This window comes from Flavobacterium sp. (assembly GCF_020217025.1).
GTDB lineage: Bacteria > Bacteroidota > Bacteroidia > Flavobacteriales > Flavobacteriaceae > Flavobacterium.
The window spans coordinates 1-10,000 of the sequence record NZ_JAIWOF010000176.1 but is presented as its reverse complement, the minus strand read 5'-3'; the positions used below and the strand labels follow the sequence as shown (position 1 = coordinate 10,000).

10 protein-coding genes are annotated in these 10,000 nt (G+C 32.2%); 7 read left to right on the top strand and 3 right to left on the bottom strand.

What is annotated here, in order from left to right; all coding sequences use genetic code 11:
* Positions 1 to 1,426: AMP-binding protein (locus tag LDL23_RS08995; RefSeq protein ID WP_291265395.1), on the top strand; the 1,426-nt coding region annotated here is incomplete at its 5' end.
* 125 nt (positions 1,427 to 1,551) lie between these two features.
* On the top strand, positions 1,552 to 3,459 hold the full coding sequence (gene acs, locus LDL23_RS08990) for an acetate--CoA ligase (RefSeq protein ID WP_291265394.1): 1,908 nt from the start codon (positions 1,552 to 1,554) through the stop codon (positions 3,457 to 3,459).
* 49 nt (positions 3,460 to 3,508) lie between these two features.
* On the opposite strand, the gene LDL23_RS08985 is transcribed toward acs, so the two are convergent.
* Together LDL23_RS08985 and LDL23_RS08980 are read right to left on the bottom strand one after the other, a co-directional pair.
* Complete coding sequence (locus LDL23_RS08985; RefSeq protein ID WP_291265393.1) at positions 3,509 to 4,117, bottom strand: 3'-5' exonuclease; 609 nt, start codon at positions 4,115 to 4,117, stop codon at positions 3,509 to 3,511.
* A gap of 3 nt (positions 4,118 to 4,120) precedes the next feature.
* Positions 4,121 to 6,040 (bottom strand): DUF294 nucleotidyltransferase-like domain-containing protein, encoded by a 1,920-nt coding sequence (locus LDL23_RS08980; protein ID WP_291265392.1) that lies wholly within the window; start codon positions 6,038 to 6,040, stop codon positions 4,121 to 4,123.
* A gap of 192 nt (positions 6,041 to 6,232) precedes the next feature.
* On the opposite strand from LDL23_RS08980, the gene LDL23_RS08975 reads away from it, so the two are divergent.
* The 5 genes from LDL23_RS08975 to LDL23_RS08955 all read left to right on the top strand — a co-directional run bounded on the left by LDL23_RS08975 (position 6,233) and on the right by LDL23_RS08955 (position 9,331).
* Entirely contained in the window at positions 6,233 to 6,601 is a 369-nt protein-coding gene (locus tag LDL23_RS08975; RefSeq protein ID WP_291265391.1) for a hypothetical protein, read from the top strand.
* Positions 6,602 to 6,719: 118 nt separating this feature from the next.
* Entirely contained in the window at positions 6,720 to 7,328 is a 609-nt protein-coding gene (locus tag LDL23_RS08970) for a short-chain dehydrogenase (RefSeq protein ID WP_291265390.1), read from the top strand.
* Positions 7,325 to 7,603, top strand: coding sequence for a DUF3817 domain-containing protein (locus LDL23_RS08965; protein WP_026725854.1), 279 nt, complete (start codon positions 7,325 to 7,327; stop codon positions 7,601 to 7,603). The genes LDL23_RS08970 and LDL23_RS08965 overlap by 4 nt, the downstream gene beginning before the upstream one ends.
* Positions 7,603 to 8,850 (top strand): mechanosensitive ion channel domain-containing protein, encoded by a 1,248-nt coding sequence (locus LDL23_RS08960; RefSeq protein WP_291265389.1) that lies wholly within the window; start codon positions 7,603 to 7,605, stop codon positions 8,848 to 8,850. Before LDL23_RS08965 ends, LDL23_RS08960 begins: the two co-directional genes overlap by 1 nt.
* 94 nt (positions 8,851 to 8,944) lie before the next feature.
* A complete protein-coding gene (locus tag LDL23_RS08955) occupies positions 8,945 to 9,331 on the top strand; it encodes a glyoxalase (protein ID WP_291265388.1) in 387 nt (128 codons plus the stop codon).
* A gap of 74 nt (positions 9,332 to 9,405) precedes the next feature.
* On the opposite strand, the gene LDL23_RS08950 is transcribed toward LDL23_RS08955, so the two are convergent.
* A partial coding sequence (locus LDL23_RS08950; RefSeq protein ID WP_291265387.1) for a DUF2461 domain-containing protein occupies positions 9,406 to 10,000 on the bottom strand: 595 nt, incomplete at its 5' end.

Genomic DNA, 10,000 nt, shown 5'->3' with positions numbered 1-10,000 from the left:
AAAAGCTATCATCACCGCTTCATCGGGAATAGAAATCGATAGATTAATTGCTTACAAACCTCTAGTAGATGAAGCCATTGAATTAGCCAATCACAAACCTGAAAAAGTAGTGGTTTTCAATAGGAAATTAGGCGCAAGAGTTCCATTCAAAAAATACGATGTCGATTATGATGCTTTAGTTTACGGTTCAGAAGAAACACCTTGTATTCCTGTAAATGCTGCTCATCCGTTATATATTTTATACACTTCTGGAACTACTGGAAAACCAAAAGGAATCGTCAGAGATACAGGTGGTTATGCTACCGCACTTAAATTTTCAATGCAAAATATTTACGCTGCAAAAGAAGGTGATGTTTTCTGGGCTGCATCAGATGTGGGTTGGGTTGTGGGGCATAGTTATATTGTATATGGTCCATTAATCAATAGAAACACTACTGTTTTATTCGAAGGAAAACCAATCCGAACTCCCGATGCGAGTACGTTTTGGCGTGTTATTGCTGAGCATAAAGTAAATGTTATGTTTACCGCTCCAACAGCCATTCGTGCCATCAAAAAAGAAGATCCAAACGGAGAATTTATCAAACAATACGATTTAAGCAGTTTACGAATTCAATTCTTAGCAGGAGAACGCTGCGATGTTACGACTTTAGAATGGTATCGTGAACATATTCCAGTTCCTGCTATCGACCATTGGTGGCAAACAGAATCAGGTTGGCCAATGATTGCAAACATGATGGGAGTGGAATATTTACCAATAAAACCAGGTTCAGCAGGAAAAGCTGTTACAGGTTACGATATCCGAATTTTTGGAGAAAACGGACAAGAATTAGGTCCAAATGAAGAAGGTTACGTAGTTATCAAATTGCCTTTACCTCCAGGAACTTTATTAAATTTATGGAAAGATAACGAACGTTTCAAAGCAGGATATTTGAATAAATTCCCAGGTTATTATTTCTCTGGAGATGGCGGATTTAAAGATACTGACGATTATATATACATCACAGGTCGAGTAGATGATGTTATCAACGTAGCTGGTCACCGACTTTCAACTGCTGAAATGGAAGAAATTGTGGCGTCTCATCATTCAGTTGCTGAATGTGCTGTTATTGGAATTAATGACGAATTGAAAGGACAAATTCCTTTGGCATTAGTAGTAGCAAAATCTGGTGATGATATTGAACATTTCCAATTACAACATGAAGTAGTGCATTTAGTTCGTGAACAAATCGGAGCCGTAGCATCATTACGTGATGTAGTAGTTGTGAATCGTTTACCAAAAACACGTTCTGGAAAAATTCTTAGAAAAATGATGCGAAGTATTGCTGATGGCGAACAATTCCAAATTCCATCTACTATTGATGATGAAGCGATTATTGATGAAATTAGAGACGTTTTAGAACATTCTAAAATTGGTTGTTTTAAGTAAGATTTTAAGCTAATCACTATTCACTTTTCACTAATCACTTAACTATATCTATTTAGCAAGAAATTATAAAATTCTTAAAACAGATTGGTTATCTTTACATTATCAATTAAAAATAAAGCTAAAAAATGAGTTATTATAAAATTAAAGATTTAGAGAATTACTTTAAAATGTATAAGAAATCGGTGCGCGAACCAAGAAAATTTTGGGATCGTATTGCCGATGAAAATTTCACTTGGTATCAAAAATGGGACAAAGTTTTCGAATTTGATATGCAAGAAGCAGATTTTAAATGGTTTTTAAATGCAAAAGTAAACATCACTAAAAACTGTATCGACAGACATTTAGCAAAACGTGGTGATAAAACGGCCATTATTTTTGAACCAAATGACCCCAGTGAAGCAGCGCAACATATTTCGTACAATGAATTATATGTTAGAGTTTCAAAATTAGCAAACGTACTTCGTGAACAAGGCATCAAAAAAGGGGATAGAGTTTGTATCTATTTACCAATGATTCCAGAATTAGCAATAGCTGTTTTAGCTTGTGCTAGAATTGGAGCGATACATTCCGTTGTATTTGCTGGATTTTCATCATCTGCCGTTGCAGCTCGTATTAATGATAGCGAATGTAAAATGGTGATTACTTCAGACGGAAGTTACCGCGGAAATAAAGCTATCGATTTAAAAGGAATTGTAGACGAAGCTTTAGAAAAATGTCCAAGTGTTGAAACTGTTTTGGTTGTTAAGAGAACCAATACGGAAGTCAACATGAAAGAAGGAAGAGATTTGTGGTTACAACCTTTAATGGATACTGCTGTTGGAAATAATGTAGCTGAAATTATGGATGCAGAAGATCCTTTATTTATTCTGTATACTTCAGGTTCTACCGGAAAACCTAAAGGAATGGTACATTCGACAGCAGGTTATATGGTTTACACCGCTTACACTTTTAAAAATGTATTCAATTACGAAGAAAATGATGTTTATTGGTGTACGGCTGATATAGGTTGGATTACAGGTCATTCCTATATTTTATACGGACCTCTTTTAAATGGTGCAACAACAGTAATTTTTGAAGGAGTTCCATCTTATCCAGATTTCAGTAGATTTTGGGAAGTGATTGAAAAACATAACGTTACACAATTCTACACAGCACCAACAGCAATCCGTGCATTAGCAAAAGAAAGTTTAGATTATGTTCAAAGATTTCAATTGGATTCTTTAAAAGTAATTGGTTCCGTAGGTGAGCCAATTAATGAGGAAGCTTGGCACTGGTACAACGACCACGTAGGAGGAAAGCGTTGTCCATTAGTTGATACCTGGTGGCAAACTGAAACAGGAGGAATAATGATTTCGCCAATTCCGTTTGTAACACCTACAAAACCGACTTATGCTTCATTACCATTACCTGGAATTCAACCGGTTTTAATGGATGAGTTACGTAATGAAATTGAAGGAAATCAAGTAACAGGTGCATTGTGTGTTAAATTTCCTTGGCCTTCGATGGCTAGAACCATTTGGGGAGATCACCAACGTTATAAAGAAACCTATTTCACTGCTTTCCCAGGAAAATATTTTACAGGTGATGGAGCTTTACGCGATGAAGTTGGATATTACCGAATTACGGGTAGAGTAGATGACGTTATTATTGTTTCAGGACATAATTTAGGAACGGCCCCAATTGAAGATGCAATCAACGAACACCCAGCGGTTGCAGAAAGTGCAATTGTAGGTTTCCCTCATGATATCAAAGGAAATGCCCTTTACGGTTTTATTATCTTGAAAGAAACTGGTGAAGGACGTGATAGAGTTAACTTAGCAAAAGAGATTAATCAATTGATTTCAGATCAAATTGGTCCGATTGCGAAATTAGATAAAATTCAGTTTGTAAGTGGTTTACCAAAAACACGTTCTGGTAAAATCATGCGTAGAATATTAAGAAAGATTGCTGAAGGAGACTTCTCTAATTTTGGAGATATTTCCACTTTATTGAATCCTGAAATAGTGGAAGAAATTAAAAACGGCAAGCTCTAGTTTTTTAGTTTTATTGGTTAAAAACTGCTTCAGAAATGGAGCAGTTTTTTTATATTTCTAATTTCTTTTTCAATTTTAAGAAAAGTAACGCAGTAATAAATGCATCACCACTAGCCGTGTGTCTATCAGATTTTTTAATTTTGTAAATATCGCATAATTCATCTAACGAACTTTGTTGTTCTTGTGGTAATGATTTTAATTTTTGATACATAACGTCGGTATCCATCGCTTGATTTTCTAATTTTCCCACATTTAAACGATCTAATGCTTGATTAATCATCTCGATATCAAAATCTATGTGATGTCCTACTAAAGTTGCGTCTTTTATAAAATCTAAAAAGCGAATTATCGCTTCTGCTTCAACTACTTTTTCTTCCTTTCCTTCTTTTAAAATACCATTTAGAGTAACCGTTTCTGGATTAAAAATATCTTGTTGTAAAAACACTTCCATAAAATCACCAACGATAATTTGGTTGTTCTGAATGGCTACTGCTCCGATAGATAAAATACGATCTGTTTTATAATCCAAACCTGTTGTTTCGCAATCAAAAACTACAAAACGCTGCTCTTTACTTTGATTTTTATCGAAGTAACTCAGATAGGTTTCCCAGAATTTAGGATAATCTTTAACTATTTTTTTGAACCAATTTAAAGCCATGTTTTAGGTGAAATAAGTTAATTGAAATTTATTCTTAATCACTTCTTGAATATCATTAATAGGTTGAAAATCATTTTTAAGTTTTACTTTATCTAATTTCGATAATTCACTTAAATTCAAATATCTACCATCTGATTCATTTTTTAAACCTTCTTCTGTTCTGAACTTTAATAATTCGGCAAAAGCATCGGCACATGCCTCATAAACGGGTGCGTTTTGTGGTTCTAATTCGGCTAATTTTGAATATCGAGAAATGGTATTTGCAACATTCTTAATTCCTTTGCTTAAACATAAAATTCGAGCGGCATCAATCAATGGCATTAAAGCTCTTCCTTTTAAATCAAACGTATCTTTGTGTTCTCCATCACTTTCTACTAAAAACTGGCGGAAAAACCCTAATGGTGGTGGATTTTTCAATGCATCAGCACCTAAATAAGCGAAAAACAATTGATTATCATTGATTTCTTCGTGAATTGTTTTCGTAATCATATCTACTAAAGATTCATTGCCATAAACAAAATCATAATCGAAAAAGATGGTAGCTTCTAATGTATTTTTATCTGCAGGATTAATTATCCAACCTTTAAATTGGTTTTGCCAATCAGAAATGGACTTACACCAAAGCGGATTGCTAGCCATCATTTCATCTGGACAAAAATTATATCCTACTTTATTTAATGTTTTTGTTGCTTTCTCAGCCAATTGAAGAAAATATTCTTTTACAGCATCATATTTTTCTTCTGGCACATCTTCAAAAATAATTGCATTGTCTTGATCGGTTAATAAAAGCTGTTCTTTTCTGCCTTGACTTCCTATGTTCATCCAAGCAAATTGGGCTGGAGGAGGAGTGCCAATTTTTTCAATAGCCAATTCAATAGCACGTTTGGTTATCGCCAGATTAATTTCGCCAACAATAGAACCAATATGATTAATAGGAACATTTTTATCTAAAGAATGCTGAATTAATTCGACTAATTTATCTCGAACTTCTTTTAAATCAGCCGATTTTTGAGCTCGCTTAGATTGTTTTAAAAGAACCCCTGGATTATTTGCTTGAGCCACCACAATATCGTGCTCCGTAATAATTCCGGTAATTTCAGAATCAATAGAACCATCTTTTGTAACGCACAAATGAGTTACATTGTTTTTTAACATAATAATTTGAGCTTCAGCAATAGATAAGTTATCAGCGACCGTAATTACGGGCGAAGTCATAATTTTATCAATTGTAACATCAATAGAATAGAGTCCGGTTGCTATTTTAGAACGTAAGTCTTTATCCGTAACAATACCAATGGGTTTTCTATTTTCATGAATAATAATACTACCAATTTTACTACTCGACATGGTTTGCGCCACGAATTTAACAATATCATTAGGCGAGGCTGTTATGGGGTTTGAAGTATATTTTATAGGCTGATAATATTGAATTTCAGAACTTTGGTCATTATAAATAACGTTTTCTGAAATTAATTTCCCTTTGTGATTTTTATCGTATGGATTTCGGGTATTAGAAGCAAAACTTTCTAATAAAAAACTCAACACATCTGGATTAGCCGCTACATAAGGTTTGAATGTTTCTATAGGAATGGCGTAAATAATACTTTCTTCACGAGCTTTTGCCGTCATGAGGTAGTTATTTTTAGCAAAAAATGGTCTTAATCCTAAAATATCGCCTTCATCACATTTATCAATCAAAACATCATCTGCATCTGAAGTCACAGATAAACCAACAGCACCTGAAGCTACTACATAAAAAAAGGCATGAGTTGCATCATTAATTTTAAACAAAGTTTGATTTTTTTCTAGATAAAGTACTTGACATGTTTTAGCAATTTCAAGTAAAATTTCATACGATATGCTAGAAAAAGGAGGATAATGTTTTAGAAAATCGGTGATGCGTTCTGCAATAGGGTTTTTCATAAAGCTTTTATTTACGAAACGAAGATACAAAGTTTGTATTGCTTATTAAAGTAATTGATTAAATTTTCTATTTTACATAATGTATATTATAATTCAATTATGAAACATTCTTAAATCTATTAAAATACTACTCAAAACGTTTGTGTAAAATTATAAGAAAGTTTAAGTTTGCAGTCCCTTATTACAAGAATCATGGAAAACAGACAAGCCCTTAAATTAATCGAAAAGATTCAGAAAGAATTATTTAAAGATAATTTTGAAGTTTCAGAAATTGTAACTGATTTAAAAAAACTTAGAGAAATTACTTTAGAGTTAAATAATCCTGTTGTAACTAAAGCATTGCGTTTAGCTTACGAACATTTAGAAAACAATAATGGATTTTTTATTGGTATTCCAGATGATGAACCTGTAGACAGTAAAGATGCTCAAGTTGAAGCCAATATTTCGGAAGAAAATAATGTAGAAAGCTTTAATTACTTCCTTTCTTTATTGACTGATTTAGATAAGAAAAATAATTTATTAGATTTAAAAGAATATAACAAAGCTTTTTTAGCTTTTTAATCTTAGATTCTATTTTACATAATATTAAAATCGGTAATTAAATACTTACCGATTTTTTTGTTTTTCTTAACGTTATTATCCTTCTAAACTAACTAATTTTGTTTAAAAATTAACCCCAATGTCAAGAACCAAAAAATCAAAAGTAAAATTACTTCATCAATACTATAAATATACTGGATTTTATTCCTTTATTTGGCAAGGTGTCAAAGGTGCTATTTTGCCTACAGCCATAATAGTGGCTGTTCTTTTTTATGTAAATTACAAGGTTATTAATCTTAACGAAGCTTTAGTTTACATTACTCAAAACTTTAGCGATTTCTTTATTTTTGGAGTGTTTCTTGCGTCTGAAAGTGTTTTAGGCCTAATTCCCCCCGATATTTTTATCGCTTGGACAAAAAACACGGAAAGTCCTCTACTCTATTTGAGTATTTTAGCATTTTTATCCTATTTAGGTGGTGTAATTGCTTATTTTATGGGAATGGCCATTGTAGCAATTCCTTCAGTTAATAAACATTTATATGGTAAAATGTCGAAACATATTATCAATATGCAAAAATGGGGTGGTTTTTTAATTGCTGTTGGAGCCTTGTTACCGTTACCTTTCGCAATTGCTTGTTTGGCGGCTGGAATGATTAACTACTCAAGAAAACATTTCTTTTTGTTTGCTTTATTGCGTTTCTTCCGATTTATAATTTATGGATTTGTAATTTATTCTGCTTTATCATGATAAAATCTTTTAGATCAATCGCCTTATTAGAAGGACTTTCCTTATTAGCTTTATTGTTTTTTGCAATGCCAATGAAATATATTGCTGGCGATCCTATTTATGTAAAAAATATTGGAATGGCGCATGGAGTCTTATTCATATTATATGTTGCATTTGCTATTTTAATTAAAAATGAGCAAAAATGGAATTTAAAAACCTTTATGATTGTTTGTCTAGCATCAATTGTTCCATTTGGAACGTTTTATATTGAGAAAAAATATTTACAAAATTCGTAATGAAAATATTCAATTGGGCATATGATATTTTTAAAAGTCTCGACTTTAATAATGATGTAGCTTCTTATTTAAATTTAGGAGTTAACATCATCATTTTAGTGGTGGTTTCTTATGTTTTAGATTATATTTTTAAAAAAGCTTTCATAATATTTTTAGCCATTATTGCTACTCGAACAAAATCTTCCTTTGATGATTTTTTAGTAGCTAATAAAACAGCTAAATATTTAGCTCATCTAGTTCCTTTATTATTTATATATAAAACTGTTCCTGTAATTTTAAATAATTTCACTTATTGGGAATATGTTTTTGAAAAAGGAGTCAAAATTTATATCATTATTCTTTCACTTTGGATTACTCGAAGTATATTCAATTCGCTTAGAGATTATTTAAAACAAAAACCACGCTTTAGCGATAAACCCATCGACAGTTATATTCAAGTAATCATGTTGTTTTTATGGTTGTTTGGAATTATTTCTTTTGTTTTGATTCTTTTTGATGTTAGTAAAACTACATTATTAACTACTTTTGGTTCTATTTCGGCGATTATTATCTTAATATTTAGGGATACTATTCTAGGATTTGTAGCGAGTATTTCTGTTTCTGTAAATGATATGGTTCGAATTGGCGACTGGATTACGATGGAAAAATTTGGTGCCGATGGCGATGTTGTAGAAATCAATCTAGCTACAGTAAAAGTTCGAAATTTTGATAATACAACGACTACGATTCCAACCTATAGTTTAATATCGGATAGTTTCAAAAACTGGCGTGGAATGTTAGATTCCGATGGAAGAAGAATTAAACGTCATATCTTGATAAAAGCGAATTCTGTTCGATTCATCCATTCGGAAGAATTAGAAAATTTTAAAAAAATTCAGCATTTAACTTCTTATATCGAACACCGACAAGCAGATATTGACAAATACAATACACATAACGGAATTGATAAAAGTGTGATTGTTAATGGAAGAAATCTAACTAATTTAGGTTTGTTTAGAAAATATATCAATCAATATATCTTATCGCATCCCGGAATTAATAAGGAAATGCAGTTGATGGTGCGTCATTTGCAACCCACAGAAAAAGGAATTCCATTAGAAATTTATTGTTTTTCCAAAGATAAAACGTGGTTAAATTACGAACATATTATGGCTGATATTTTTGATCATATTATTGCTTCATTACCTTATTTTGATTTGGAGGTGTCTGAACTAAGTTCTTCAAGCTCTAAAATAGCTATTGAGTAAAGTAATTAACAACTGATTCTTAATAACTTAAAGTATCCTTCAAGAAATTGGAGGTTATTTTTTTTAACTTTATTTCAAACAAATTCACTTTATCATGAAAACGAAAGACGAATCGCTTTTAGAAATTAGAGGTGCTAGTATTGGTGTAATCACAGAACAATCTAGTTCCGAAGAAAAGTTTCAAAATCAGACATTGCGACCTATTTTGAAATTCCAAAATGAATTGTTTATTGAAGTTTTTAGAAATTACGCTATGAAACAAAAAGGCGTGTATTTCTCACTTTCTCCAGAGAAAAAAGAAAATTATATTGAAAACGCTATACAACGCGATATCAAGTTCCGAAATTCATTAAAAGGAATTGTATTCGGAATGTTTACTGTTTCCGAATACAAAGAATACACTCAAAATTCATCCAACTTAAACAAACGCATGATGAATTTATTGATTGAACGTTTGAAAAGCCAAATTCAGATTATTTAATGTGCCAATGAGACAATTGGTCAATGTGCCAATGGAAAGAAAATAATTGACACATCGGCACATTGAACAATTGGCTAATTATACAAAGATTCTCCATTCAAATCCGTACTCAATACTTCGCTCATGTAGTCGAAGAACGGTCGCATTGCTTGAAAAGTTGCTAAAACTTCTTCTTGAAAATTAGGAGCTAATACTTCTTTGTCCGAAAAACTACGAGTTAGTAAATATTGTTTTTTACGAATTAAATCAATGGCAGGATGCGTTTTATCGAAACCTTTTGGGGCCGTTTTTAACTCCTCGCCTTTTAATTCGCCAAAGAATTTTTTGAAAGTTGCATCAGAAATAATCGTTCTAATTTCTTCATCATCCATTTCAAATTCTTTACGAATGCGATTTAAATCAGCCGCATTGGGTTCCCAAAAACCGCCACCTACAAAACTTCCTCCAGGTTCAATATGCAAATAATAACCGCCACGAAGCATTGGTTTTGTTCGGGTGAACCCGACACTAAAATGATTTTTATAAGGTGATTTATCCTTAGAAAAACGAACATCGCGATAAATTCTAAAAATTTGAATACGCTCGATACTATCTATTTTGCCTAACTGCTCACCTACCGATGTAAAAAACGATTTGGCTAACTTTTGTTCGGTTTCAAAAGCTTTTTTA

Excerpts from the sequence above, each read along its gene's own strand:
- acs (WP_291265394.1), top strand. The coding sequence starts at position 1,552 with ATGAGTTATTATAAAATTAAAGATTTAGAGAATTACTTTAAAATGTAT.
- LDL23_RS08985 (WP_291265393.1), bottom strand. The coding sequence starts at position 4,117 with ATGGCTTTAAATTGGTTCAAAAAAATAGTTAAAGATTATCCTAAATTC.
- LDL23_RS08980 (WP_291265392.1), bottom strand. The coding sequence starts at position 6,040 with ATGAAAAACCCTATTGCAGAACGCATCACCGATTTTCTAAAACATTAT.
- LDL23_RS08975 (WP_291265391.1), top strand. The coding sequence starts at position 6,233 with ATGGAAAACAGACAAGCCCTTAAATTAATCGAAAAGATTCAGAAAGAA.
- LDL23_RS08970 (WP_291265390.1), top strand. The coding sequence starts at position 6,720 with ATGTCAAGAACCAAAAAATCAAAAGTAAAATTACTTCATCAATACTAT.
- LDL23_RS08965 (WP_026725854.1), top strand. The coding sequence starts at position 7,325 with ATGATAAAATCTTTTAGATCAATCGCCTTATTAGAAGGACTTTCCTTA.
- LDL23_RS08960 (WP_291265389.1), top strand. The coding sequence starts at position 7,603 with ATGAAAATATTCAATTGGGCATATGATATTTTTAAAAGTCTCGACTTT.
- LDL23_RS08955 (WP_291265388.1), top strand. The coding sequence starts at position 8,945 with ATGAAAACGAAAGACGAATCGCTTTTAGAAATTAGAGGTGCTAGTATT.